This is a genomic window from Pararhizobium sp. DWP3-4, from assembly GCF_049898205.1.
Lineage (GTDB): Bacteria > Pseudomonadota > Alphaproteobacteria > Rhizobiales > Rhizobiaceae > Pararhizobium.
In genome coordinates this window covers 25,820-50,019 of sequence record NZ_JAFCXF010000007.1, presented here as the reverse complement: position 1 = coordinate 50,019, position 24,200 = coordinate 25,820, and the positions used below count along the sequence as shown (strand labels likewise).

Here is a 24,200-nt window from a genome sequence, read left to right as displayed (position 1 = left end):
TGACCGTCGGGGCCTGATCCCGACCGGTCCCCGGCGCCTTTGCCGGACTTTTTCCTGAGCCTTTCTTCACAATGCCCGAACTTCAAATGGATGCACAGCCATGAGCGCACCGCGTACCCTCTACGACAAGATCTGGGACGACCATCTGGTCGATCAACAGGATGACGGAACCTGTCTTCTCTATATCGATCGCCATCTCGTTCACGAAGTGACGAGCCCGCAGGCGTTCGAAGGCCTTCGCTTGACGAACCGTCAGGTCCGGGCTCCGCAGAAGACGCTTGCCGTCGTCGACCACAATGTGCCGACCTCGCCGGATCGCCATCTCGGCATCAAGAACGAGGAAAGCCGCATCCAGGTCGAGGCGCTCGCTCAGAATGCTGCCGATTTTGGCGTCGAATATTATTCGGCCAGCGATATCCGCCAGGGCATCGTCCATATCGTCGGACCCGAACAGGGCTTCACCCTGCCGGGCATGACCATCGTCTGCGGCGACAGCCACACCTCGACCCATGGTGCTTTCGGGGCTTTGGCGCATGGCATCGGCACGTCCGAGGTCGAGCATGTGCTTGCCACCCAGACGCTGATCCAGAAGAAGGCCAAGAACATGCTGGTGCGTGTCGATGGCGTCCTGCCGGAGCATGTCACCGCCAAGGATATCATCCTGGCCATCATCGGCGAGATCGGCACCGCCGGCGGTACCGGTAGTGTCATCGAATTTGCCGGCGAAGCCATCCGCGCGCTGTCGATGGAAGGCCGCATGACCGTCTGCAACATGACGATCGAAGGCGGCGCCCGCGCCGGCCTGATCGCGCCGGACGAAAAGACCTTCGAATATATCAAGGGCAAGCCGCGCGCGCCGAAGGGCGAAGACCTGGAAAAGGCGATCGCCTACTGGAAGACGCTGCAGACCGATGAAGGCGCGCACTATGACCGCGTCGTCGTCCTCAATGCCGCCGACCTGCCGCCGATCGTCTCCTGGGGCTCCTCGCCGGAAGACGTCATCTCGGTTCAGGGTATCGTGCCGAACCCGGACGAAATTACCGACGAGAACAAGCGCACCTCCAAGTGGCGCGCGCTCGACTATATGGGCCTGAAGCCGGGCACGAAGATCACAGATATCAATATCGACCGCGTCTTCATCGGCTCCTGCACCAATGGCCGCATCGAGGACCTGCGCGAAGTCGCCAAGGTTGTGGAAGGCCGTACCGTGGCTTCGACGGTTTCGGCGATGATCGTTCCGGGTTCCGGCCTCGTCAAGGAACAGGCGGAAGCCGAAGGCCTCGACGTGATCTTCAAGGCGGCCGGTTTCGACTGGCGCGAGCCGGGCTGTTCGATGTGCCTTGCCATGAACGACGACCGCTTAAAGCCGGGCGAACGCTGCGCCTCGACCTCCAACCGCAACTTCGAAGGCCGCCAGGGTTTTAAGGGCCGCACGCACCTCGTTTCGCCGGCGATGGCTGCTGCTGCAGCGGTTTCGGGACATTTCGTCGATATCCGCGACTGGAAGTAGTCTCGGCGGAGGGCTCCGTGGTTAGGTTCACGGCGTCTTTGTGCCCCAATCTTAGATCCGGCTAAGGCGGAAGCAGTGCTTCCGCCTTTTCGTTTGGGCGCGTATACTCGATCGGGCCTCGCGGTTTGGGAGTTTCATCATGACCGGTGCGGACAAAGTCTTTGCTGGCGGCATGCCGGCGATCTACCAGCAACTCTTCGTTCCGATGATCTTCGAGCCGTATGCGCGGGAGATGGCGGCGCGGATTGCGACGTTTGCACCGCGCGACGTGCTCGAGGTCGCCGCTGGCACGGGGGTGTTGACCCGCGCCATGGCGTCCGGGCTCGGCGCTGAAACACGGATCGTCGCCACGGATCTCAACCAGCCGATGCTCGACCTGGCGATAGCCAATCAGGGCGTGGACGACCGCATCACCTGGAAGCAGGCGGACGGTCTGGCATTGCCATTCGAGGACCAGTCCTTCGACATCGTCGCTTGCCAGTTCGGCGTGATGTTCTTCCCCGACAAGATCGCCGGCTACCGCGAAGCCCGGCGTGTTTTGAAACCTACCGGGCGCTATCTCTTCAATGTCTGGGATTCCATCCAGAACAACGCGTTCGTCATGACTGCCGCGCGAACGCTGACGGATATGTTTCCGGACGATCCGCCGCGTTTCATGGAGCGGACGCCGCACGGGTACCACGACCCTTCGGCGATCGCTGCGGATGCGCGAGCCGCCGGATTCTCGTCGGTGAAGACCGAGACGGTCGACTGTGTCAGCCGCGCCAGATCCGCGCTCGATGCGGCGACGGCCTATTGTCAAGGCAATCCGCTTGCCGTCGAGATCGAGACGCGTGCACCCGGAAAACTGCAGGATGTGACCGAAACCGTTGCCGGTGCGCTGAGGCGGCAGTTCGGTGACGGAGCCATTGAAGGCCCCATCCGCGCGCATATCATTACGGCACTGCCGTAACCAGTCTGCCTCTTCGTGATGTGGAAATTCGCCCAGACCTTAACGCACCACCCTGACCACCGTCCCCCGCCGCATGAAGCGCAGCAGCCGCTTCATCGACGGCAGGCTGACGGCGACGCAACCCTCGGTCGGCGTGTAGCCGGGTTTGGCGAGGTGGAAGAAGATCGCCGAGCCGCCGTAGCGCTTCCGGCTGCGCAGGTTCCAGTCCATCACCAGGCAGACGTCGTAAAGCCCGTCTTCACGCCGCATCTTTTCGTGGCTGGGCGTGAACGGCGCGCCCACGGGGCGGTTATAGAGTGCATGGCGGGGCTCGTCGCACCAGAGCAGCTTTTCCGGCGTGAAGCGTAGCGGCAAGGCGGTTGGCGATCGGGGAATGCGGTCGTGGCGGACATAGCCGCCAATGAGGCGCATGGCGGCGATCGGGGTGGCGCCATCGCCTTCGCGCTTGCGCGCGGTGATGCCGCTGCGGCCGATGGCGGCTTCCTCGGTACGTCCGGCAAAATTCACCAGTGCGCGGCTGCGGTTGCGGGGCTTTGCTCTGACGGTGATGGTGCGGGCGGGAACGGCAACCTTGCGGGATTTCAATCGCATTTTGCTCACAGTTTTTTGCGTTGTCCGTGATTTGAAACATAACCATAGCATTGCACGATATGTAACAACCGGGTGAGTGCTGCGGAGCTTGTCTAAGGCAGCAATTGCGTTAGTTTAAGACCGCAAGCAAGGAGAGAATACCATGTCGGCCCGCACCATTCTTCTCGTCGATGACGACAACGACCTGCGTGAAACCCTGGTGGAGCAGCTTGCTCTCTATGAGGAGTTCACCATTCTGCAGGAGGCGACGGCCGCCAAGGGCATCAACACTGCCCGCAACAACCAGATAGCCTTGCTGGTTATGGATGTCGGCCTGCCGGACATGGATGGCCGCGAGGCGGTCAAGCTTCTGCGCAAGGGCGGCTTCAAGCCGCCGATCATCATGCTGACCGGGCATGATACGGATTCGGATACGATCCTCGGGCTCGAGGCCGGCGCCAACGACTATGTCACCAAGCCCTTTCGTTTTGCGGTATTGCTTGCCCGCATCCGGGCGCAGCTGCGCCAGCACGAACAGAGCGAGGACGCCACCTTCACCGTCGGCCCCTACACGTTCAAGCCGGGCCAGAAGCTCTTGACGCTGGAAAACGGCCAAAAGATCCGGCTGACCGAAAAGGAAGCAGCAATCATCCGCTACCTCTACCGCGCCGACCAGAAGGTCGTGACCCGCGACGTGCTGCTTGAGGAGGTCTGGGGCTATAATTCCGGCGTCACCACCCATACGCTGGAGACTCATGTCTACCGGCTGCGCCAGAAAATCGAACGCGACCCTTCCAATGCGGAGATTTTGGTGACAGAGAATGGCGGCTACAAGATCGTTCCCTAACCGCATCATGCCCGCTTAGAGGTATCCCTTTGTCGCTGAATGACGATATCGCCCTTCTGTCCCTCGTGCCGCTGTTTGCGGATATAGATGACGACAAATTGCGGCTGATCGCCTTCGGGGCCGAGCGGCGCCGGTTGAACAAGGGCCAGCAGCTGTTTCGCGAGGGCGCGCCGGCCGATTGTGCCTTTGCCATTGCCAGCGGCTCCGTTACGCTGACGCGCCACCTGGTCGATGGCAGCGTCGAACGGTTTGACACCGTCGGGCGCGGAACGCTTCTGTCCGAATTGGCGATGATTTCCTTCGTCGAGCGCAAGTTTACCGCGACGGCCGAGGAAGACAGTGAAGTCATCCGCATCAACCGGCCGCTGTTTCGCCGCATGCTGGAGGAATATCCGGAAGTCGCCGTCGTGGTCGAAGGCCGGATCAAGGCCAACCTGCAGGCGATGATCAGCGCGATGCAGAAACTGGCGCCGAAATTCGGGTAGACGTTTCCTTTCGGAGACAGTGTGTTTCGACGACAGGGGGTCTGCGGCTGGCCTTCGGTCTTTGCTGTGGCGTGCTTGTTCCCCATCTATGCTGCAACACATCGCCATCATCGGGATAGAAAACAATGAAGAAAATCGGCTTCCTTTCGTTCGGACACTGGACACCTTCGCCGCAATCGGGGACCCGGTCTGCCGGAGACGCGCTGCTGCAATCGATCGATCTCGCGGTTGCCGCCGAAGAATTGGGTGCGGACGGCGCCTATTTCCGTGTGCATCATTTTGCCCGGCAGCTTGCCGCACCCTTTCCGCTTCTCGCCGCTATTGGCGCCAGAACCAAAAAGATCGAGATCGGTACGGCCGTTATCGACATGCGCTATGAGAACCCGCTCTACATGGCCGAGGATGCCGGGAGTGCCGACCTGATATCGAACGGGCGCCTGCAGCTGGGCATCAGCCGTGGTTCGCCTGAACAGGTGATCGATGGTTGGCGCTATTTCGGGTATGAGCCGCAGGACGGCATGAGCGATGCGGATATGGCGCGCAAGCACACCGAAGTCTTGCTCGAAACGTTGAAAGGCCAGGGCTTTGCCCAGCCGAACCCGCGTCCGATGTTTCCCAATCCGCCGGGCCTGTTGCGGCTCGAGCCGCATTCGGAAGGCTTGCGCGAGCGCATCTGGTGGGGGGCCAGCTCGAATGCAACGGCCATCTGGGCGGCAAAGCTCGGCATGAACCTGCAGAGCTCGACGCTGAAGAATGACGAAACCGGCGAACCCTTCCACGTCCAGCAGGCGGCGCAGATCCGCCTCTACCGGGAGGCCTGGAAGGAAGCCGGCCATACGCGCACGCCCCGTGTGTCGGTCAGCCGCAGCATCTTCGCGCTCGTGGATGATCGCGACCGCGCCTATTTCGGCGGTGGCAGCAAGGAAAGCGATACGGTCGGCTATATCGATGACCAGACGCGGGCGATCTTCGGCCGCTCCTATGCCGCAGAGCCCGACGTCCTCATCCGGCAACTGGCCGAAGACGAGGCGATCGCCGAGGCCGATACGTTGCTTCTGACCGTCCCGAACCAGCTGGGCGTCGATTACAACGCCCACGTCATCGAGTCGGTCCTGAAGCATGTCGCACCGGCGCTCGGCTGGCGGTAAGATCGGTTATCGCCCCTAAAGATCGAAATGGGCGATGACGGGGACGTGGTCTGAGGGGCGGTCCCAGCCCCGGGCTTCCTTGAGGATATCGACGCGGGTAAGGTGCGGCGAGAGGTCGGCGGACGACCAGACATGGTCGAGACGGCGGCCCTTGTTGGCACCTTCCCAATCCTTGGCGCGGTAGCTCCACCAGGTGTAGAGCTTTTCCGGCGACGGCTTGTGCTGGCGCATCAGGTCGACCCAGGCGCCACCGTTCAGCACGGCCGTCAGGCCTTCGGTTTCGATCGGCGTGTGGCTGACGATCTTAAGGAGCTGCTTGTGCGACCAGACGTCGTGTTCCAGCGGCGCGATGTTGAGATCGCCGACCAGAACCGACGAAATGCCGGCCTCGCTTTCGGCATGGAGCAGCTTCATCTCGTCGATGAAATCGAGCTTATGGCCGAATTTCTGGTTGATCGTCCGGTCCGGCTCGTCGCCGCCGGCGGGCACATAGAAATTATGCAGGCGGATTTTCTTGGCCGATTTTTCAAAGACGACCGAGAGATGGCGGGCATCGCCCACGCCGCAGTAGTCGCGCCGGTCACTCAACTCATGCAGCGGCAGGCGGGAGATGGTGGCGACGCCGTGATAACCCTTCTGGCCATGGATGGCGATATGCTCGTAACCCAGCGCCTTCAGCGGCGAAAATGGGAAGAGATCGTTGGCAACCTTGGTTTCCTGCACGCAGAGAATATCCGGCGCCCAGGTCTTCAAGAGATGCTCGACCAGCGGCATGCGCAGGCGCACCGAGTTGATGTTCCAGGTGGCGATCGACAATGCCATGCAAGGGGTCCTTCGTGAGAATGCGACGTGGAAACGGACGCAGCCCGCGTTCGTCAGGGGGGCTTTTAGGTCGGCTTCACACGTGGACCAGGGGCCTATGTTGACAGCCGCTGATGGTGATATCTATTGCCGGTGAGGTTTTCAACCGCCGCGATTCCCCGGCAAGACAGGGTGCCCCATGATCCGCCAGCTTGGCCCAGACGATATGCAGGTGTTTCGCCAAATCCGGCTCGAAGCTTTACGCAACGAACCGGCGAATTTTGCCAGCAGCGCTGCGGATTGGGAGGCTTTGCCGGATGCCGAATGGACACGGCGACTGACCGTTAATGCCGTCTTTGTCGATTTTCATGAGGGCGAGCCGGTCGCCATCATGGGCCTGATGCCGCAGACTGCCAGCAAGATGGCGCATCGCGGCACCGTCATCATGGTCTATGTACGCAAAGGCAGGCGCGGCGGCGGGCATGCGAAGGCAATTCTCGATATGCTGGTCGCTCATGCCCTGCAAGCCGGTATCCGGCAGCTGGAGCTCGCCGTCAGCGCCGAAAACCCGTCGGCTATCCGTTTTTACCAGCGTGAGGGGTTTACGCAGGCCGGCCGTATTCAAGGAGGAACAATTCACGAGGGCAGGGAGATCGATGAAATCCTGATGACGCGCCGCATCGTTGGCGGCGCTTCGGCGCAGTAAACGCAGCGGCATCCAATCTGCCGTTGCCGGTTTTACTTGCCGCGATTGTTGATGTCGTCGTAAGGGATCTGGAAGACCTTGTCGTCCATCGGCACGCCGTTCTTGACGTTGAAGATCATCACCGAGGTGTCCTTCTTCTGCGCGTCGGTGATCGTCCACTGGCGCAGGTCGTAGGTTTTCGGGTCGAACATCAGGGTGATCGTCGCATCGCCAAACACGGTGCGGTCGCCCAGCACGATGGTGGTGAGATCGGCCTCTTCCTTGACGTCGCGCACCATCTTGCCGGTCAGGTCGATATTGTCGGATAGCAGCAGCTTCAGCGGCGTCTTCGACAAAGGATAGATATCCCAGGTCTTCATTTTCTGATTGCCAATGACGACGGACTTGCCGTCGGCGATCACCCGCATCGGCGAGGGCGCCTCATAGTTGAAGCGGATCTTGCCGGGGCGGCTGATGAAGAACTTGCCGCCCGTCTGTTCGCCGCGCGGGCCGAACTGTACGAACTCGCCGCTCATGGTTTTGACGGAGGCGAAATGATCGGCGATTTTCTGGGCAATGGCGGTCTGCGCCCGGGCAGGCTCAACGGGCAGACCGATGAAGGTCAGGGCAGCGAAAACAGCCAGACCGCCAACGAAGGCACGGCGCGACAGGGACGGAAATTTCATGTCCTGTTCAAAATGGCCGGTTTCGGTGTCTGTCATCGTTATCTCCTTCATTTCCAGTCTCATGTGGAGCGCAAGTGCGGCGCCTTCAAGGCCTGTCCTGCGCCCGGCTTCAAATCCCCGTGAGGGCGCCCGGGCTATGTGCGCCAGGGATTCCGGAGTGCACGCGACGGCTTTCCCAACGGATTACCTGCCGGTGATGTCGCTTTCGGTCGGCACCAGGATTTCGCGTTTGCCGGCATGGTTGGCAGCACCGATGATGCCTTCCTGCTCCATGCGCTCGATCAGCGAGGCGGCGCGGTTGTAGCCGATGCCGAGGCGGCGCTGGACATAGGATGTCGATGCCTTGCCGTCGCGCAGCACGATGGCAACCGCCTGGTCGTAGGGATCGTCGGATTCGGCAAGGTTGGATGTGCCGGCCGGGCCGCTGCCGCCTTCGTCGTCCTCGTCGTCATCTTCGGTGATGGCATCGAGATATTGCGGCGAGCCCTGGGTTTTTAGATATTTGACGACATCCTCGACCTCGGTGTCCGAGACGAACGGGCCGTGCACACGCTGGATACGGCCGCCGCCGGCCATGTAGAGCATGTCGCCCATGCCAAGCAGCTGTTCGGCGCCCTGTTCACCCAAAATGGTGCGGCTGTCGATCTTCGAGGTGACTTGGAAGGAAATGCGGGTCGGGAAGTTGGCCTTGATCGTGCCGGTGATGACATCGACAGACGGGCGCTGCGTTGCCATGATCACGTGGATGCCGGCCGCACGGGCCATCTGGGCCAGACGCTGGACGGCCCCTTCGATGTCCTTGCCGGCGACCATCATCAGGTCGGCCATTTCGTCGATGATGACGACGATATAGGGCATCGGCTGCAGGTCGAACTCTTCCGTCTCGTAGACGGCTTCGCCAGTCTGGCGGTCGAATCCGGTCTGGACGGTGCGGCTGATCTGCTCGCCCTTGGCCATCGCCTGTTCGACGCGCGAATTGAAGCCGTCGATGTTGCGCACGCCGATCTTCGACATCTTCTTGTAGCGCTCTTCCATCTCGCGCACGGTCCATTTCAGCGCGACGACGGCCTTTTTCGGATCGGTGACGACGGGCGAGAGCAGGTGCGGAATGCCGTCATAGACGGAGAGTTCGAGCATCTTCGGGTCGATCATGATCAGGCGGCATTGCTCCGGCTTCAGCCGGTAGAGGATCGACAGGATCATGGTATTTATGGCGACCGATTTACCCGAACCGGTGGTGCCCGCGACCAATAGATGCGGCATCTTGGCGATATCGACGATGACCGGTTCGCCGCCGATCGTCTTGCCGAGCGCCATGGCAAGACGGGTCTTGCTGGTCTCGAAATCCCTCGATCCGATCAGTTCACGCAGATAGACGGTTTCACGGCGCTGGTTGGGCAGTTCGATGCCGATGGCGTTGCGGCCGGGCACGACGGCGACGCGGGCGGCGATCGCCGACATCGAGCGGGCGATATCGTCGGCCAGGCCGATGACTCGCGACGACTTGATGCCGGGGGCTGGCTCCAGTTCGTACATGGTGACCACCGGGCCCGGGCGGACATGAATGATCTCGCCCTTGACACCAAAGTCCTCCAGCACGCCTTCCAGCATGCGGGCATTCTGTTCGAGTGCATCGGCCGACAACGTCGCGTCGCGGGCGACGTTTTTCGGCTCGGCGAGGAAATGCAGCGGCGGCAGGGTGAAATCGTCATCGTCGGACACCAGCGACGTCTGCGCTTCGCGTTCGATGCGCTGGCCGGTCTTCGGACGGGGTGCTGGGGGGACAACGCGTGCCGTGGCCGACGGCATTGCCGGCTTGCGCGGTGCCGGGACCGGCGCCCAGTCGGCGGCCGGGTCGATATCGTCGTCCTCGTCACCACCGGGCAGAATGTCAGCGGATGCACGGCGGTTGTCGATAGCGGGGAAATCGTCGTCCTCGTCGTCCATCGACATCGACGGCGCGACGACGGTGCGGCGCTCGCTGCGGTCCAGCGACGGCTCGACCCGCTCGGAGCGGGCAACGGCTTTCGGGCGTGACGGTTCGTTCAGCGTGCCGAATTCATCCCCGTTGAAATCATAGGGTTCGTCATAATCGCGCACCGCCTGCTTGCGGCGGCCGCTGAGGCCAAACAGACGGCGGATACGGGCCTGGGCGGTGAAGCGCATATGGGTGAGTGCACCAGCCATCACCATGATGATACCCTCGGATTCGTCGTCTTCGGATTCGTCGCTGACGGTGCGGGCCTTGCTGGGTGCCGGTACAGGCACGTCGTTCTCGTCCTCAGCGTCGGATACGCCGATGAGGCCGGCGCTGTAGATCAGGAAATAGGCGGCGGGAAGCGTGAATAGGACGGCGAGCACGGTGCCGAATGTGCCGCTCGGATAGGTGCCGGTGAATAGGGCTGGAAAGCGCAGGATCATGTCGCCGAACACGCCGCCAAGGCCGTTCGGCAGCGGCCAGGTGACGGGAGCAGGGATGCAGCTCAGCGCAGCCGAGGCGAGCACGGACCCGAAGAACCAGGCACCGGCGCGCTTGACGATATGATCGAAGGGTTTGCCGATGATCAGCACCAAGCCCCAGGCGACGACGGGAAGGAGCGCCACGACACTGGCAATGCCGAAGAACTGCATGAAGATATCGGCGAAGGCGGCACCGGTGTAGCCCAGCAGGTTGGTCGGGGCATCGGCGGTCGCGTAGGAGAAGCTGGGATCGGCGACGTTCCAGCTCGACAATGCGGCAATGGCGAAACCGAGAGCGACGAATACCGCAAACCCCGCAAGAGCGGCGATCTGTTTCCAGACGAATGTGGAAAGCACAAACCGGTTGGAACGGTTGTCGTATACCGCCTGATTGCTTCTGCTCATGATGACCTGCTGCCTGTTATTCCCGAAAAACGCCATGCGCGCATGCGTCGAAGGTAAACAGAGGAGAGTTAAAGCCCTATTAACCTTGACGCTTCGTTTACGTGAAACGGACCTGCAAGGGCGGTTTTCCCCATTGAAAGCGCTTTTGTGGCAGTCAAAGCGATGCGTGAGGGCAAAAAAAGACCCGGACGAATCCGGGTCAAAAGCGGTTCCGCACGAGACGAAACCGCGACGGGACTGGATGCGGAGCCGGTTTTCCGGCTCCGCAAGTTCCTTATGAGTGGTAGGCGGCTTCGCCGTGCGAGGAGAGGTCGAGACCTTCGCGTTCGGCTTCGACGGGCACACGCAGACCGACGATGACATCGACGATCTTGTAGAGGATTGCGGAACCGATGCCCGACCACAGGATGGTGACGATGACGCCCTTGAACTGTGCCCAGACCTGCGTTGCGGTGCCGGCATAGCCAGCTGCAAAATCGGCCGTCGAGTAATCGACGATGCCGGCGCCACCGAGAGCCGGGTTGACGAAAACGCCGGTCAGAAGCGCACCGATGATGCCGCCGATGCAGTGAACGCCGAAGACGTCAGCCGTATCGTCATAGCCGAACTTGTTCTTCACCGTGGAGACGAAGAAGTAGCAGACCGGTGAGACGATGAGACCCATGACGATCGCGCCCATCGGGCCGACGAAGCCGGCGGCAGGCGTGATGACGACGAGGCCGGCGACCGCACCCGAAGCGGCACCGAGCATGGAAGCCTTGCCGCGCGTGAAGGTTTCAACCAGCGACCAGGAGATGATGGCCGCCGCCGTGGCAACGAAGGTGTTGATCATGGCAAGAACGGCATAGGCGTTGGCTTCGAGGTTGGAACCCGCATTGAAGCCGAACCAGCCAACCCACAGAAGCGAGGCGCCGATCATCGTCATGGTCATCGAGTGCGGAGCCATCATGTCCTTGCCGAAGCCGGTACGCTTGCCGACCATGATCGCGCCAACCAGACCGGCAATACCGGCATTGATGTGCACCACGGTGCCGCCGGCGAAGTCGATCGCGCCGAAGCCGAAGATCAGGCCAGTCGGGCCGGTATAGGCGCTCGGGCCGCCCCAGAACCAGACCATGTGGGCGATCGGGAAGTAGATGAAGGTGAGCCACAGTATGGTGAACAGGATCACGGCGGAGAACTTGATGCGTTCTGCGAAGGCACCGATGATCAGGCCGGGGGTGATGGCCGCAAAGGTCATCTGGAAGATGACGAAAACGAGCTCCGGAATGGCAACGCCCTTCGAGAAGCTCTCGGCCATGGTCGACACATCAACGCCGGACAGGAAGACCTTTGAGAAGCCGCCGACGAAACTGTTCAGCGAGCCGCCATCGGTGAAAGCGAGTGAGTAGCCGTAGGTGACCCAGATGATCATCGCGACCGCAGCGATCATCAGCACCTGCATCAGGACGGACAGCATGTTCTTGGTGCGCACGAGGCCGCCGTAGAACAGGGCGAGCCCCGGTACGGTCATCAACAGAACCAGAATGCTGGACAGCATCATCCAGGTCGTGTCGCCCTTGTCGACGGTCATCGCCGGCGCTGCGGCAACGGCCGCTTCTGTGGCGGCGGGCGCTGCTTCCTGCGCAAACGCGATGGCCGGGGCGAGGAGGGCTGCTGCTGCAGCGCCCACGCGTCCGAGAGAGGTAGAAAGTTTAAATGAAGACATTGACATGTAGCTCCCTGAACGGCCGTGACTTACAGCGCTTCTGTGTCGGTTTCGCCGGTACGAATGCGCACCGCATGGTCAATCGAGTAGACGAAGATCTTGCCGTCGCCGATCTGGCCGGTCTTGGCTGCCGCAGCGATCGCTTCGACGGTTTTATCGACGATCTCCGTGGCAACGGCGATTTCGATCTTCAGTTTCGGCAGGAAGCTCACGGCGTATTCGGTGCCGCGGTAGATTTCCGTATGTCCCTTCTGACGTCCGTAACCCTTCACTTCGGTCACGGTCAGGCCTTGGATGCCAACGGCAGTGAGGGCTTCGCGAACCTCATCGAGCTTGAACGGCTTGATAATGGCCATCACAATTTTCATCTGGTTTCCCATCCTTGTTCATCTTCGGCTCGGGGCCGTCTCTCCTTGCCGCCGAGCAAAAATCCCCAACGACCGCCCAGTGCTATTCAAGGGGCGTGCCAGTTTGAGAGTGGATGGGTAAGTCTATGAAAAGACAAGGAAATGACATATCCCGCAGAGCTGGATCCGCGAAATGTCAAAAATCCATCAAATTAAACGATGAAAAATTAAGCAGTTTATGAAAATCGGCGTTTTTTTATTCAGATGCCTTTTTCCGGATCAGGCCTTCCTGGGCAACGGAGGCGATCAGTGTACCGGAGCGATCAAAAAGGCTGCCACGCGTCATCCCGCGTGCACCGAAGGCGCTGGGGCTGTCCTGCGTGTAGAGCAGCCAGTCGTCCATCCGGCAGGGGCGGTGGAACCACATGGCATGATCGAGGCTCGCCACCTGCAGGTCGCGGTCGAAAACCGAGGTGCCGTGGGCATAGAGCGCCGTGTCGAGCAGGGTCATGTCGGAGATGTAAGCGAGCACCGCCGCCTGGATGTGTCGCTCGTCCGGAACGGCACCGACGGCCTTGACCCAGACGTCCTGCGACGGCTCCAGCTTGTCGCGCGAAAAATAGTGTTTCAGCGAAACCGGGCGGATTTCGATCGGCCGGGGGCGTTCCCAGTAGCGTCGAATGGCTTCCGGCGCATTGACCAGAAACTTATCCTTGATGTCCTGCTCACCCATCAGCGTTTCGGGGGCTGCGACATCCGGCATGGTGATCTGGTGGTCGAAGCCCTCTTCGTCGAACTGGAAGGAGGCCGACAGCGAAAAGATCGCCTTGCCGTGCTGGATGGCAACGACACGGCGGGTGGCAAAGCTTGCGCCGTCGCGGATGCGGTCGACATCGTAGATGATCGGCACGGCGGGATCGCCCGGCCGCATGAAATAGGCGTGCAGCGAATGCACGTAGCGGCCTTCGCTGACCGTGCGCTGGGCTGCCACCAGTGCCTGGCCGATGACCTGTCCGCCGAACACGCGCTGCCAGCCAACCTGCGGTGAGCGGCCGCGAAACAGGTTCTCCTCCAGCTTCTCCAGATCCAGCGTCTGCAGCAGGACATCCATCGGGGAAGGGTTTTCGGCGGGGCGCGGCATTTCGGCAATCTCCTAAGGTCGAGCGCTCAAGCGGTAGGAACGAGCGCATCAATGATCTATATAGGCCATAAGCAATGCTCAAGAGCGACGGGAGAATGAGAGATGATCGATGTGCTGATTGCGGGCGGCGGTTATGTCGGGTTGTCGCTGGCCGTATCCATCAAGAAAGCCGCGCCGCACCTTGCCGTGAGCCTGATCGACGGCGCTCCGGACGATGCCTGGAAAAAGGACGAGCGCGCCTCGGCGATCATTGCCGCCGCCGCGCAGATGCTCGACGTGCTCGGCATCTGGAGCGAGATCGAGCCGGAAGCCGAGCCGATCAAGCGCATGGTCATCACCGATTCAAAGACCGCCGATCCGGTGCGCCCGGTGTTTTTGACCTTCGAGGATGAAAAGGTCGAGGGCCGGCCGTTTGCGCATATGGTGCCCAATGTCGCGCTGGTCGGCGCGCTGCGCAAGGCAGCGCAGGCGCTAGGCGTCGAGATCCGGCAATCGACGGCCGCCGCCGGTTTCAACAGCGGCGATCATTCTGTTTCCGTCGCTTTGGCCAATGGCCAGGCAATCGAGGCACGGCTGCTGATCGCCTGCGATGGCGTGCGCTCGAAACTGCGCGATGCCGCCGGCATCAAGACGGTCGATTTCGATTATGGTCAGTCCGGGATCGTTACCACCGTCGAGCATGAGCGGCCGCACGACGGCACGGCGGAGGAGCACTTCCTGCCCGCCGGCCCGTTTGCAACGCTGCCGCTGAAGAACAACCGCTCCTCGCTGGTCTGGACGGAGCGGACGCGCGATGCCGACCGGTTGATCGCCAGCGACGATCTGGTGTTCGAGGAAGAATTGGAGCGCCGCTTCGGCCACAAGCTCGGCACGCTGAAGGTTGTCGGCGGGCGCCGCGCCTTTCCGCTGGGGCTGACGCTGGCGCGCGATTTCATCGCGCCGCGTTTCGCGCTGGCCGGCGATGCCGCCCACGGCATCCACCCGATTTCCGGCCAGGGCCTCAATCTCGGCTTCAAGGATGTGGCGGCGCTCGCCGAAACCATCGTCGATGCCGACCGACTCGGTCTCGATATCGGCTCGCTCGCCGTGCTCGAGCGCTACCAGAGCTGGCGCCGCTTCGACACATTCCGTATGGGCGTGACCACCGATGTGCTGAACCGGCTGTTTTCCAACGATGTCACGCCAGTCCGGGCACTGCGCGATTTCGGCCTCGGCATCGTCGACCGCATGCCCTCGGTGAAATCGTTCTTCATCCGCCAGGCGTCGGGATTAGGTGGGCAAAGCGAGCCGAAAATGCTGGGCGGGCAGGCGATCTGAGCGGAGGTCATATTTCGTTTCGGAAATGTCTGAATGCGTGGAGGCTTACCCCCTTCTGTCACCTTTGGTGACATCTCCCCCACAAGGAGGGAGATTTTTCTTTTCCCATATTGATCCAGAGCCAGCGGTGATCTCCCCCTTGTGGGGGAGATGTCGGCGTCGCCGACAGAGGGGGGCAAGCGTCGCAAAATTCATCAGTGGAGATAACCGGCGTCAGCCTCAATCCTCGATCTTGCGCGCCTCGGAGATCAGCATGATCGGAATGCCGTCGCGGATCGGGTAGGCGAGGCGGGCTTTCTCGGAGATCAACTCGTTGTCGGCGGCGCGGTAGCTGAGGCGGCCTTTGGTCAGCGGGCAGACCAACAGGTCAAGCAGTTTGGGATCGACCCGGCTGGTTCTGTCTTCCATCACTTCCGCCTATTGCAGCATGGTTTCGATATCGCCGAAATTGCGGGCGAGCACGATTTCGGTAATCGCAATCAGCGTTTCGGCGCGGGTCTTCAGGTCCGGTGCCTCGAGCAGCGCCTGCTTTTCCGCCGGGCCATAGGGCGACATCATCGCCATGGAATTGACCAGCGTCACATTGCTGGCCCGCTCGACGCTTTCCCAGTCGGCTTCCAGCTTGTTGGCGTCGAGATAGGCTTTGAAGGCGGCAAGCAAAGCTTGGCGATCGACCTGTGCTTCGTCGTCCGGCCCGGTGAGGTCGGTGGCGAAGGGGGCGATCTTGAAGGAGCGATAGCCTTTTTTGGTCAGATGCACTTCATCGAACAGCCGGAACCGGCATATGCCGGTCAAAGAGACGATGTAACGGCCATCTTCCATTTCGGCAAACGAGGTGATCCGGCCGATGCAACCGACCTGGCAGAGCGCCTGCACATGTGCCTGACCCGGCTCTTCGCGAATTTCCCCGAACGACGGCTGGATCATGCCGATCAGGCGATTTCCGGCCAGCGCATCGTCGAACATCGAGAGATAGCGCGGCTCGAAGATGTTGAGCGGCAGCTGTGAGCCCGGAAGCAGCAACACGCCCGTCAGCGGGAATACCGGAAGCGTCTCCGGCAGGTCCTGAGGCCTCAGATAACGTGCATTACCAACTTGCATGTCTCAATTCACCCCGTCGCTGTCAGGCGTTCTTGGCAGCCGCTGTGGCGCCGCGCCGCTTATCGACAAGAAATGGGGCGCCAGCGGTAAATCTCAAGGGAGATTGTCACAAAGCCGCCCCGTTAGGGTATCACGAAAACAGGATCGATGACAGTTTGCGCCGCGCCGACAGCGTTGCGGGGTCCATCGGTCCCCAGACATCGAAGAACTGCAGCAGCTCGCGCCGCGCGCCGTCATCCTCGAACGTCCGGTCGCGCTTCATCACCTTGAGCAGGTGATCGGCGGCAGCCTCGCGGTCGCCCTCGACATTGCGGATCTTAGCGAGCTTGATGCGGGCACCATGATCGTCGGGATCGGCAGCAAGGATTTGTTCCAGCGCATTCGGGTCGCCGAGCTTGCGGGCCTCCTCGATCTGGTCGAGTTTTTTCACAACGGCGGCGATGCCGGCATCCTTTGCAAGCTCCTCGGAAAGCTCGGCCAGCACTTCGCGCGCCTGCTCCAGCTCGCCGGCGGTGATCAGGCAATTGGCGAGCCCTGCAAGGGCTGCGGCATTCTCCGGGTCCGCCTGCAGCACGGCGCCGAAAAGGCCGGCGGCGTTCTCGATGTCGCCCTGCTCAACCAAGGCTTTTGCGTCTGCGAGCGCCGCGTCGATCCCGGCCTGCTGGTCATCGACCATCGGCCCGGCGACCTTGTCGATGAACTCGCGGATCTGGCTTTCAGGGACGGCGCCCATGAAACCATCGACCGGCCTGCCGCCGACAAAGGCGATGACGGCGGGGATGGACTGGATGCCGAGCTGGCCGGCGATCGAAGGATGATCGTCGATATTCATCTTGACCAGCCTGACGCGGCCCTGCGCTTCGGTCACCACCTTTTCGATCACCGGGGTCAGCTGCTTGCACGGGCCGCACCAAGGCGCCCAGAAATCGACCAGCACCGGCTGCTGACGGGAGGCTTCGAGCACGTCGCGGGTGAAGTTGGCGGTCGTGGTTTCCTTGATCAGCTCACCGGCTGGCGCGGCCGCTCCTGCCGGAACTTGCGCCTGTGCTGGGGCGCCGCCGTAGCTGGCCGTCGCGGTCATCTGGTTGCCGTAGGATGCCGCATAGGGATTGTCGTTGCCGCTCATCGTGTCTCCTCGCGGACATTCTCGTCCGTCTGACTGTCTTCCCGTCAAAGATCGTATGTCAGGACGTCACTTTCAAGACAAGGGCTTCGTGTCCGGTCGCCTCGATAAAGCGCAGCAGGTCTTTGGAGGCAATCGATGTCGTCGCATCGTTTGCCAGCGGATGGCAGTTGATGATCTCGTCCTTCATCAGGTCTTCGTCGATGATGATCTTCACGTTCTGCTGGGTATCATTGATGACCCCGAAAGCGGTGACGGCGCCGGGAATAACGCCCAGATATTCCATCAGCTTTTCCGGCCGGCCAAACGAGACCTTGCTGGCACCGCCGATAAGCTTGTGCACCGTTTTCAGGTCCACGGTCGCGTTCTCCTCTACCGTGAGCAGGAAATAGTTGTCCTTCTTGTCCTTCACGAACAGGTTCTTGGTGTGCCCACCGGCGATGGCGTCCCGCAAAGCCACCGATTCGGCGACGGTGAAAACCGGCTCGTGCCGCACGGTCTTGTGGGCGATGCCGAGGCTGTCGAGAAACGCGAACAATTCGTCCTGTGTCTTCGGCTGCGTTTCACTCATGACGGCTTCCCCCTGGCTTGAAAATGATGGTCTTCCTTACGGCGAAGGGCAAAAAACCGCAATCTTCCACAGAATGCAGGCCACAAAACGCCTTGTTTTCAGGGCCTTGCGACATTCCTTCAAAAAAATATCGGGTCGGCCGTCATTTCCCTGTTGCATTTAAAAATCGTCTGGGCCATATAGCCGTCGTCGCAGCAAACAACAAACGCAGCGGCGCCACGGTCCACCGACTACCCCCGGGCCTTGGATGATGAGCGGGTGTAGCTCAGGGGTAGAGCACAACCTTGCCAAGGTTGGGGTCGAGCGTTCGAATCGCTTCACCCGCTCCATTTTCTCTCTATTGAGATGCAGAAATTTGAAAGTTGCGCCGGCGACTTTGCTGCGTGCGTTTTATCCTCATCCCCTCCCCACATACGGCATCTCAGTTGCCATCACCGTCATCGTCAGCACATTGGCGCTAAGTGGCAGGCCGGCCATATAGACGACGGCATCGGCCACCAGCTTTGCCGGGATGGTCGGTTCGGAGGCGATTTCGCCATTGGCCTGCAGGACGCCGCCGCTCATTTGCGATGTCATTTCCGTCGAGGCATTGCCGATATCGATCTGGCCGCAGGCGATGTCGAACAGGCGGCCGTCGAGGGCGGTCGATTTGGTGAGGCCGGAAATGGCGTGTTTGGTGGCCGTATAGGGCGCCGACATCGGGCGCGGCGTCGAGGCGGAGATCGAGCCGTTGTTGATGATGCGCCCGCCACGCGGCGTCTGGGCCTTCATCAGTTTCATCGCCTGCTGGGTGCAGAGGAAGGCGCCGGTCAGGTTGGCGCTGACGATGGAATTCCACTGCTCGAAACTGATATCTTCCATCGGAACGGCCGGAAGGCCCATGCCGGCATTGTTGATCAGCAGGTCGAGACGGCCGAAATCGTGGCGGATGGCCGAAAACAGGGTGGCGACCGCCTGCGGATCGCCGACATCGGCAGCGAAGGCCCGTGCCGTGCCGCCGGTCTCCGCGGCGAGTTCCTTTGCCGCTACCTGCAGCACGTCAAAGCGCCGGCCTGAAAGGACGACCGTATAGCCGTTTTTCAATAGTGCCTCGGCAATCGCTCGGCCGATACCGGTGCCGCCGCCGGTCACCAATGCAATCTTCGATCCGCCTGCTTCAGCCATGCCCAAGTCCTCCCGTGCCGCAGCCTTGATCGGTGCATCAAATCCCGTTTCGCCGCAAAAGCCCAGCGGATTTGCTTTTGGCCTTATGGGATCAGCGGACCGGCGGAAACGAGGGAGTGGCTTGCACGGGCAACGTCGGATCACCGTTCTCGGCTGGGTTCATCCACGAATCGTGGCCGTGCTGCCGGGACATGCCACCCCTGCTTGGACGAGGATGCAGACGTGGATCAGTTTCGGGTAAAGACGTAATCGGTTTCCTGCCGCAGCGTTTCGCCGGGCCGCAGGACGGCCTGCGGGAAATTGGCGTGATTGACCGCATCCGGCCAGATCTGGGTTTCGAGGCAGAAACCGGCGAACGGGCCGTAGTGACGGCCTTCAAGGCCCGGCACAGGAACGTTCATCTTGAAGCCGGTGTAGAACTGCACGCCGGGCTCGGTGGTACGGACTTCCAGGGAGATGCCCGAATTGATGCTGCGCACCAGAGCGACGGACTGTTTCGGACCGCGGGCCTCGGCCAGGCAGAAATTGTGGTCGTAACCGATCTTGTCGCCCTCCAGCTGACGGCGCAGCGGGGTCATGGCGCGCAGGTCGAAGGCGGTATCCTCGACGGAGCGGATTTCGCCGGTCGGGACCTGCCATTCGTTGGTCGGCAGATAGCTGCTGGCGGCAATCATCGCATCGTGACTGAGCGCATCGGCGGTGCCGTCGAGATTGAAATAGCTGTGCTGACAGATGTTGCAGATCGTCGCCCGGTCGGTGCTGCTTTCATAGAGAACATTGAGGACGCCGCAATCGCCGACCGTGTAGGTGCAGGTGACGGTGCAATTGCCTGGATAACCGGCGCGGCCATCGGGATCGGCGATCTGCAGCACCACGCGGTTTTCCGCTGCCTCGATCAGGGTCCACAGGCGCTTGGCGATGCCGTCGCTGCCACCGTGCAGGTGGGTCACGCCCTTTTCATTGCATTCCAGCTGATAGGACACGCCGTCTATGGCAAAACGGCCACCGCCGATGCGATTGGCATTGCGGCCCGGCGTAGCGCCGAAATAGGGGGAGTGCGCGAGATAGTCGGAAAAATTCTCGAAGCCAAGCACCAGCGGCGCTGCATGGCCATCAAGGCGCAGGTCCTGGATGACCGATCCCCAGGTGAGGATATGCGCGGTCAGGCCGCCGCCCTTGATCACAATGCGATGCACGGGTTCGCCGGACGGCATATGGCCGAACAATTCAGTCTCTGTCTGCACGGCTATTCTTCCTCCACTAATCCCCGGCGGCAAACTGGCTCATTTCGCTGAAAGCGGCAACCGAAAAGTCATACAATTTACTGCCGTCCGGCCAATACAAGCGTTCCGGCGTCTCTCTCAGCAAAGAGAAGCAGATGGTCTTAAAACGTCTTCTGGTAGACGATGAAAGGCGTCTTTCCGGCAATCCGGTCATAGAGCTTGCGGGCACTGGCGTTGAAGTCCTGGGTCATCCAGTAGACTTCCTCGGCCTTTTCCGCGTTTGCACGGGCATAGACGGCCTCGATCAGCGCCCGGCCAATTCCCTGTCCGCGCACGTCCGGATCGGCGAACAGGTCCTGCAGGTAGCAGATCGAATTCTCGTGCCAGCAGGATCTGTGAAAGAGAAAATGCGCAAGGCCGACCGGCTTGCCGTCGAGAACGGCCAGATATCCGGCATATTCATGGGCTGCACCGCTCAAGAGCCGTGAAAAGGTGAGGGCGTAGATCTTTTCCGGCAGGGTGGTTTCGTAGAAGGCGAGATAAGCCTTCCACAGACGGCGCCAGTCCTGTTCGTCACCGGGCTCGACCGGGCGGATGATGAGGGGTGCGGTCAGCGTCTGTCCTTCCCGATATCGGCGAGATCATAGGATGTCGTCTGATAGATATCGTTGATCCAGTTGCCGAACAACAGGTGTGCGTGGCTGCGCCAGCGGTTCTGTGGCGTCAGCGTCGGATCATTGTGGGGAAAATGGTTGTGCGGCATCTTGATCGGCACGCCGGCATCGACATCGCGGAAATATTCGTCCGACAGCGAGGTCGAATCATATTCGACATGGTTGAAGACATAGAGCCGGTTGCCTGCCTTCTCGTGCACGAAGCAGACGCCCATTTCGTCGGATTCCATCAGGATTTCCAGGCCGGGTTTCTGTTCGATATCGGCGCGGCACACCTCGGTCCAGCGTGATACCGGGATCTGGAAATCATCGGAAAAGCCGCTGAGATAGGGCGAGGACGGGTTGAGATTGTGGTGGCGATAGACGCCGAATGCCTTTTCCTTCAGCGTGTATTTCGGCACGCCATGAAAATGGTAGATCGCCGCCATGGCGCCCCAGCAGATGTTCAGCGTCGAATGGACGTTGGTATGGGTCCAGTCGAGAATCTGCTGCATCTCGTTCCAATAGGTGACGTCTTCATAATCCAGCGTTTCGACAGGTGCGCCGGTGATGATCAGGCCGTCGAACTTGCGGTGCTTGACCTCTTCCCAGGTCTGGTAAAAGGCCAGCAGATGCTCTTCCGGCGTGTTCTTGGCCTTGTGGCCGCCCAACCGGATCAGCGAGAACTCGACCTGCAGCGGCGAGGCGCCGACGAGGCGCGCCATCTGCACTTCGGTCTTGATCTTGTTCGGCATGAGGTTGAGCAGGCCGATCTGCAGCGGCCGGATGTCCTGGCGGATCGCCGCAGTTTCGGTCATCACCCGCACGCCCTCTTTGACGAGGGTTTCATAGGCGGGAAGCGTATCGGGAATCTTGATGGGCATGGGGCAACACTCGGCTCTACGAACATGCCGGAACAAAAAACCGGCAACGATACAAATCGCAACCGGCCCCGCTTGCTTGCGCATGCACGGCCCTTTAGCGACTTATTTAACGTGGCTGCAAGCCGGCCGGCCAAATCACCACGAGTGCCTCAATAGCGCCTGTTCGCCTGCGAATCAATATGCATCACCCATGTCCGTGAAACCGGCGCCGCAGCGATTGCCGGCGGCAGGTTTTCTTGAAGCGGCGATGGGGGAATGTATGCGGGCGGCAGTCCCGTGAATCGCCAGATGCCGTGTTCACGCCGATGTGTTCGCGAACCTGAAACCCGGCGGCTGCCGCGTCCGTACCTCTGATGATGTCAGGAGGATACGCGATGCCCAGTCTTGCCTATCAGATCAGCCCGGCCGATTTCCGGCAGCGGCGCTTGCTGCAGGCGACCATCGCCGTCCTTGCAATACTGCCGGTGTTTGCCGGGCTGGCGGGCGTGGTGATGGGACCCGGCTTTCTCGGCGAAAAGACCCCGCCCGTCGATCTCGCCAGCCATGTGCGGTTCCTGTCCGGGCTTTTCCTTGCCCTCGGCATCGGCTGGTACAGCTGCATTCCGGCGATCGAGACCAAGGCCGAGCGCATCCGGATTCTGGCGATCCTGACCTTCAGCGGCGGGTTGGCGCGGCTGTGTTCGCTGGTTGTCGATGGTCTGCCCTCGGCCGGGCATGTGCTTGGCCTTGGCATGGAGCTTGTCGTCGTGCCCTGCCTGGTCGTCTGGCACGGGCGGGTCGCAGCGCTGAGCCAAAGCCGGGGCTGAGCGAGGTCGCGCGGCAATCGGCGTCTTTTGTCCGGTCAGAAAACGGGCGGAGGCGATTGCCGCAAGCGGCGGGTGGGGCGATCCTGGCGTGGCTGGGAGGATCGTCTCACCCTTTTTTGCGGTCAGCCACGGGCGGTTGCGTTTCTGGAGGCTTCTTCCCCGAAAACGGTCACTGGATCAGAGCCGATGCAGACGCGGTTGCGGCCGGAATTCTTGGCCTCGTAAAGAGCTGCATCCGCCTCCGCCATCAACGTCGCATTCGGCTTCTGCCGGTCGTCGTCGCGGTGGGCAAAGCCAATGCTGACGGTGACCATGCGGCGGATCTTGCGGGCATGGAGGGTGAGGAGAGACTGGACATTGCCGCGCACCAGCTCGGCCACTTCGACCGCCTGCTCCTGCGAAAGGTCGCCGAGAATGATGGCGAATTCCTCGCCGCCAAAACGGGCGGCCAGGTCGCGGCCGGGCCGGATGCTGGTCTGCAGCGCATCGGCCACCAGCACCAGGCAGAGATCGCCGTCGACATGACCAAAGCTGTCATTGTAGGACTTGAAGTGGTCGATATCGACGATCAGAAGGCTGCTGCGGCCCGCGTTTGCGCGCATGAAATTCATCAACTGCCGGCGGTTGGCCAGCCCCGTCAACGGATCGGTCAGCGTCTCGACGATCAGCTCCCGGTTGGCCCGCTCCAGCGCTGCGCCGTGGTCCGCAAGCTCTTCGGCCAGCTGCTTGTTTTCCAACGACAGGCGCAGCGCAAGAGTGAGCTGCGATCCCATGCCCCTGGCGATGACGGCCAAGGCAATGCATAGCAGCACCGAGGCGAGGGCGAGCAGTTGGCCGTATTCGATATCGCCTGATGCCAGCGTGATGGCAAACAGCGTGAAGATCGGTACCTGGAAAAGATTGTATGCCGCACCGTAGACGATGGCCGGGAAGGTGCAGGTGACAGCGCCCATCGCCAGGCAGCAGATGACCAGCGTCTGGTGATCATCACCGATGGTCAGCATCCAGGCGCCGCCGACACCCCAGGCTGTACCGGCAGTGAGATAGATGGCCTTGACGAGATGCGACCAGGCAACCGGCCCCCAGCCTTTCGGAATACCCTTGTAGCGCAGCACCGCGCTGGCGATGTGCGCGACCGCCGGCGCGCAGACGATGGTAAACCAGACCAAGAGGCCCGACTGCGTCTGCGGCGACCAGTAGGCCGCCAGCGCGATCAGCCCGCCGAATATGCTCAGCACAGATGCCGGCGCTGCCTTGAACAGCGCGTCCATTTGCAGCGCGAGCACATCTGTCGTGCCTCGAACCTGATGCCTGCCTTTCGCCATCCCATCCCCTTTCTCTGCGGCAAACTCTAACGGCCGTCTCCTAAGATTTCATGTCTGGATGGTCCATATCCGGCATGCGCCGTTCGCCGGCAGGCCCGGTCGGGACCATAGTCCGTGCCGTCACGCGGCGGCTTTTTTCGCCCGTGGTTTGCGTCATCTGCATGTCTGCCGGGCTTTTGCCTGGCAGGGTCGGCCGGGGCACATCGGGTGCCGCAGGTAAGTAGGAGTAGGTGACACGCGATGTGCCCCGTTTCAGTGTCTTTTGCCGCGCTTCTCAGGTTCTTCTGC

24 protein-coding genes, 1 tRNA gene and 1 riboswitch are annotated in these 24,200 nt (G+C 61.2%); of the genes, 9 read left to right on the top strand and 16 right to left on the bottom strand.

Features of this window, described 5'->3' with window-relative positions; genetic code table 11:
• The first annotated feature begins 100 nt into the window (after positions 1-100).
• The gene (leuC, locus tag ACP7E6_RS18685) at positions 101-1,510 is read left to right on the top strand and encodes a 3-isopropylmalate dehydratase large subunit (RefSeq protein ID WP_426231233.1); all 1,410 of its coding nucleotides are present in this window, start codon (positions 101-103) and stop codon (positions 1,508-1,510) included.
• A gap of 139 nt (positions 1,511-1,649) precedes the next feature.
• Positions 1,650-2,462 carry a class I SAM-dependent methyltransferase gene (locus ACP7E6_RS18680; RefSeq protein WP_426231232.1) on the top strand — a complete coding sequence of 271 codons (813 nt, stop codon included), beginning with the start codon at positions 1,650-1,652 and terminating at the stop codon, positions 2,460-2,462.
• 39 nt (positions 2,463-2,501) lie between these two features.
• On the opposite strand, the gene ACP7E6_RS18675 is transcribed toward ACP7E6_RS18680, so the two are convergent.
• On the bottom strand, positions 2,502-3,053 hold the full coding sequence (locus tag ACP7E6_RS18675; RefSeq protein ID WP_426231231.1) for a L,D-transpeptidase family protein: 552 nt from the start codon (positions 3,051-3,053) through the stop codon (positions 2,502-2,504).
• A gap of 142 nt (positions 3,054-3,195) precedes the next feature.
• Here ACP7E6_RS18675 and ACP7E6_RS18670 point away from each other — a divergent pair, with 142 nt between their 5' ends.
• The 3 genes from ACP7E6_RS18670 (at position 3,196) to ACP7E6_RS18660 (ending at position 5,512) form a co-directional block, all read left to right on the top strand.
• Positions 3,196-3,879 carry a response regulator transcription factor gene (locus ACP7E6_RS18670; protein ID WP_426231230.1) on the top strand — a complete coding sequence of 228 codons (684 nt, stop codon included), beginning with the start codon at positions 3,196-3,198 and terminating at the stop codon, positions 3,877-3,879.
• Between the two features lie 29 nt (positions 3,880-3,908).
• Positions 3,909-4,364: a cyclic nucleotide-binding domain-containing protein gene (locus tag ACP7E6_RS18665; RefSeq protein ID WP_426231229.1), complete on the top strand. Its 456-nt coding sequence runs from the start codon at positions 3,909-3,911 to the stop codon at positions 4,362-4,364.
• Positions 4,365-4,489: 125 nt separating this feature from the next.
• Complete coding sequence (locus tag ACP7E6_RS18660; RefSeq protein WP_426231228.1) at positions 4,490-5,512, top strand: LLM class flavin-dependent oxidoreductase; 1,023 nt, start codon at positions 4,490-4,492, stop codon at positions 5,510-5,512.
• Between the two features lie 15 nt (positions 5,513-5,527).
• Here ACP7E6_RS18660 and ACP7E6_RS18655 read toward each other — a convergent pair whose 3' ends face one another.
• Complete coding sequence (locus tag ACP7E6_RS18655) at positions 5,528-6,334, bottom strand: exodeoxyribonuclease III (RefSeq protein WP_426231227.1); 807 nt, start codon at positions 6,332-6,334, stop codon at positions 5,528-5,530.
• 178 nt (positions 6,335-6,512) lie between these two features.
• Here ACP7E6_RS18655 and ACP7E6_RS18650 point away from each other — a divergent pair, with 178 nt between their 5' ends.
• Positions 6,513-7,019 (top strand): GNAT family N-acetyltransferase, encoded by a 507-nt coding sequence (locus ACP7E6_RS18650; RefSeq protein ID WP_426231226.1) that lies wholly within the window; start codon positions 6,513-6,515, stop codon positions 7,017-7,019.
• A gap of 32 nt (positions 7,020-7,051) precedes the next feature.
• On the opposite strand, the gene ACP7E6_RS18645 is transcribed toward ACP7E6_RS18650, so the two are convergent.
• The 5 genes from ACP7E6_RS18645 to tesB form a co-directional block, all read right to left on the bottom strand.
• Entirely contained in the window at positions 7,052-7,720 is a 669-nt protein-coding gene (locus tag ACP7E6_RS18645; RefSeq protein ID WP_426231225.1) for an outer membrane lipoprotein carrier protein LolA, read from the bottom strand.
• Between the two features lie 147 nt (positions 7,721-7,867).
• Positions 7,868-10,549: a DNA translocase FtsK gene (locus tag ACP7E6_RS18640; protein ID WP_426231224.1), complete on the bottom strand. Its 2,682-nt coding sequence runs from the start codon at positions 10,547-10,549 to the stop codon at positions 7,868-7,870.
• Positions 10,550-10,823: 274 nt separating this feature from the next.
• On the bottom strand, positions 10,824-12,257 hold the full coding sequence (locus ACP7E6_RS18635; protein ID WP_426231223.1) for an ammonium transporter: 1,434 nt from the start codon (positions 12,255-12,257) through the stop codon (positions 10,824-10,826).
• Between the two features lie 29 nt (positions 12,258-12,286).
• Positions 12,287-12,637 carry a P-II family nitrogen regulator gene (locus tag ACP7E6_RS18630; protein WP_426231222.1) on the bottom strand — a complete coding sequence of 117 codons (351 nt, stop codon included), beginning with the start codon at positions 12,635-12,637 and terminating at the stop codon, positions 12,287-12,289.
• Positions 12,638-12,860: 223 nt separating this feature from the next.
• The gene (tesB, locus tag ACP7E6_RS18625) at positions 12,861-13,745 is read right to left on the bottom strand and encodes an acyl-CoA thioesterase II (RefSeq protein WP_426231221.1); all 885 of its coding nucleotides are present in this window, start codon (positions 13,743-13,745) and stop codon (positions 12,861-12,863) included.
• 102 nt (positions 13,746-13,847) lie between these two features.
• Between tesB and ACP7E6_RS18620 the strand changes: the two genes are divergently transcribed.
• Positions 13,848-15,062 (top strand): ubiquinone biosynthesis hydroxylase, encoded by a 1,215-nt coding sequence (locus ACP7E6_RS18620; protein ID WP_426231220.1) that lies wholly within the window; start codon positions 13,848-13,850, stop codon positions 15,060-15,062.
• 219 nt (positions 15,063-15,281) lie between these two features.
• Here the strand turns inward: ACP7E6_RS18620 and ACP7E6_RS18615 are convergent, their stop codons facing one another.
• From ACP7E6_RS18615 to ACP7E6_RS18600, 4 genes are all read right to left on the bottom strand, one after another.
• Entirely contained in the window at positions 15,282-15,470 is a 189-nt protein-coding gene (locus ACP7E6_RS18615; RefSeq protein ID WP_426231219.1) for a Trm112 family protein, read from the bottom strand.
• 9 nt (positions 15,471-15,479) lie between these two features.
• Positions 15,480-16,163: an LON peptidase substrate-binding domain-containing protein gene (locus tag ACP7E6_RS18610; RefSeq protein ID WP_426231218.1), complete on the bottom strand. Its 684-nt coding sequence runs from the start codon at positions 16,161-16,163 to the stop codon at positions 15,480-15,482.
• Between the two features lie 130 nt (positions 16,164-16,293).
• Complete coding sequence (gene trxA, locus ACP7E6_RS18605; RefSeq protein ID WP_426231217.1) at positions 16,294-17,289, bottom strand: thioredoxin; 996 nt, start codon at positions 17,287-17,289, stop codon at positions 16,294-16,296.
• Positions 17,290-17,347: 58 nt separating this feature from the next.
• A complete protein-coding gene (locus ACP7E6_RS18600) occupies positions 17,348-17,857 on the bottom strand; it encodes a prolyl-tRNA synthetase associated domain-containing protein (RefSeq protein WP_426231216.1) in 510 nt (169 codons plus the stop codon).
• A 254-nt stretch (positions 17,858-18,111) separates the two neighbouring features.
• On the opposite strand from ACP7E6_RS18600, the gene ACP7E6_RS18595 reads away from it, so the two are divergent.
• A tRNA-Gly gene (locus ACP7E6_RS18595) sits at positions 18,112-18,186 on the top strand.
• 67 nt (positions 18,187-18,253) lie between these two features.
• Here ACP7E6_RS18595 and ACP7E6_RS18590 read toward each other — a convergent pair.
• From ACP7E6_RS18590 to metA, 4 genes are all read right to left on the bottom strand, one after another.
• A complete protein-coding gene (locus ACP7E6_RS18590; protein WP_426231215.1) occupies positions 18,254-19,021 on the bottom strand; it encodes an SDR family oxidoreductase in 768 nt (255 codons plus the stop codon).
• Positions 19,022-19,248: 227 nt separating this feature from the next.
• Complete coding sequence (locus ACP7E6_RS18585) at positions 19,249-20,265, bottom strand: aldose epimerase family protein (RefSeq protein WP_426231214.1); 1,017 nt, start codon at positions 20,263-20,265, stop codon at positions 19,249-19,251.
• Positions 20,266-20,405: 140 nt separating this feature from the next.
• Complete coding sequence (locus ACP7E6_RS18580; protein WP_426231488.1) at positions 20,406-20,858, bottom strand: GNAT family N-acetyltransferase; 453 nt, start codon at positions 20,856-20,858, stop codon at positions 20,406-20,408.
• Entirely contained in the window at positions 20,855-21,781 is a 927-nt protein-coding gene (gene metA, locus ACP7E6_RS18575) for a homoserine O-acetyltransferase MetA (protein ID WP_426231213.1), read from the bottom strand. The genes ACP7E6_RS18580 and metA overlap by 4 nt, the downstream gene beginning before the upstream one ends.
• A 74-nt stretch (positions 21,782-21,855) precedes the next feature.
• A riboswitch (SAM riboswitch) is annotated at positions 21,856-21,933 on the bottom strand.
• 222 nt (positions 21,934-22,155) lie between these two features.
• On the opposite strand from metA, the gene ACP7E6_RS18570 reads away from it, so the two are divergent.
• A complete protein-coding gene (locus ACP7E6_RS18570) occupies positions 22,156-22,587 on the top strand; it encodes a DUF4345 domain-containing protein (protein ID WP_426231212.1) in 432 nt (143 codons plus the stop codon).
• A 122-nt stretch (positions 22,588-22,709) separates the two neighbouring features.
• Here the strand turns inward: ACP7E6_RS18570 and ACP7E6_RS18565 are convergent, their stop codons facing one another.
• On the bottom strand, positions 22,710-23,912 hold the full coding sequence (locus ACP7E6_RS18565) for a diguanylate cyclase (RefSeq protein ID WP_426231211.1): 1,203 nt from the start codon (positions 23,910-23,912) through the stop codon (positions 22,710-22,712).
• Positions 23,913-24,200: the final 288 nt, after the last annotated feature.

Excerpts from the sequence above, each read along its gene's own strand:
- leuC (WP_426231233.1), top strand. The coding sequence starts at position 101 with ATGAGCGCACCGCGTACCCTCTACGACAAGATCTGGGACGACCATCTG.
- ACP7E6_RS18635 (WP_426231223.1), bottom strand. The coding sequence starts at position 12,257 with ATGTCTTCATTTAAACTTTCTACCTCTCTCGGACGCGTGGGCGCTGCA.
- ACP7E6_RS18650 (WP_426231226.1), top strand. The coding sequence starts at position 6,513 with ATGATCCGCCAGCTTGGCCCAGACGATATGCAGGTGTTTCGCCAAATC.
- tesB (WP_426231221.1), bottom strand. The coding sequence starts at position 13,745 with ATGCCGCGCCCCGCCGAAAACCCTTCCCCGATGGATGTCCTGCTGCAG.
- ACP7E6_RS18570 (WP_426231212.1), top strand. The coding sequence starts at position 22,156 with ATGCCCAGTCTTGCCTATCAGATCAGCCCGGCCGATTTCCGGCAGCGG.
- ACP7E6_RS18600 (WP_426231216.1), bottom strand. The coding sequence starts at position 17,857 with ATGAGTGAAACGCAGCCGAAGACACAGGACGAATTGTTCGCGTTTCTC.
- ACP7E6_RS18590 (WP_426231215.1), bottom strand. The coding sequence starts at position 19,021 with ATGGCTGAAGCAGGCGGATCGAAGATTGCATTGGTGACCGGCGGCGGC.
- ACP7E6_RS18655 (WP_426231227.1), bottom strand. The coding sequence starts at position 6,334 with ATGGCATTGTCGATCGCCACCTGGAACATCAACTCGGTGCGCCTGCGC.
- metA (WP_426231213.1), bottom strand. The coding sequence starts at position 21,781 with ATGCCCATCAAGATTCCCGATACGCTTCCCGCCTATGAAACCCTCGTC.
- ACP7E6_RS18615 (WP_426231219.1), bottom strand. The coding sequence starts at position 15,470 with ATGGAAGACAGAACCAGCCGGGTCGATCCCAAACTGCTTGACCTGTTG.
- ACP7E6_RS18660 (WP_426231228.1), top strand. The coding sequence starts at position 4,490 with ATGAAGAAAATCGGCTTCCTTTCGTTCGGACACTGGACACCTTCGCCG.
- ACP7E6_RS18565 (WP_426231211.1), bottom strand. The coding sequence starts at position 23,912 with ATGGCGAAAGGCAGGCATCAGGTTCGAGGCACGACAGATGTGCTCGCG.
- ACP7E6_RS18630 (WP_426231222.1), bottom strand. The coding sequence starts at position 12,637 with ATGGGAAACCAGATGAAAATTGTGATGGCCATTATCAAGCCGTTCAAG.
- ACP7E6_RS18610 (WP_426231218.1), bottom strand. The coding sequence starts at position 16,163 with ATGCAAGTTGGTAATGCACGTTATCTGAGGCCTCAGGACCTGCCGGAG.
- trxA (WP_426231217.1), bottom strand. The coding sequence starts at position 17,289 with ATGAGCGGCAACGACAATCCCTATGCGGCATCCTACGGCAACCAGATG.
- ACP7E6_RS18645 (WP_426231225.1), bottom strand. The coding sequence starts at position 7,720 with ATGACAGACACCGAAACCGGCCATTTTGAACAGGACATGAAATTTCCG.
- ACP7E6_RS18640 (WP_426231224.1), bottom strand. The coding sequence starts at position 10,549 with ATGAGCAGAAGCAATCAGGCGGTATACGACAACCGTTCCAACCGGTTT.
- ACP7E6_RS18680 (WP_426231232.1), top strand. The coding sequence starts at position 1,650 with ATGACCGGTGCGGACAAAGTCTTTGCTGGCGGCATGCCGGCGATCTAC.
- ACP7E6_RS18675 (WP_426231231.1), bottom strand. The coding sequence starts at position 3,053 with ATGCGATTGAAATCCCGCAAGGTTGCCGTTCCCGCCCGCACCATCACC.
- ACP7E6_RS18620 (WP_426231220.1), top strand. The coding sequence starts at position 13,848 with ATGATCGATGTGCTGATTGCGGGCGGCGGTTATGTCGGGTTGTCGCTG.
- ACP7E6_RS18670 (WP_426231230.1), top strand. The coding sequence starts at position 3,196 with ATGTCGGCCCGCACCATTCTTCTCGTCGATGACGACAACGACCTGCGT.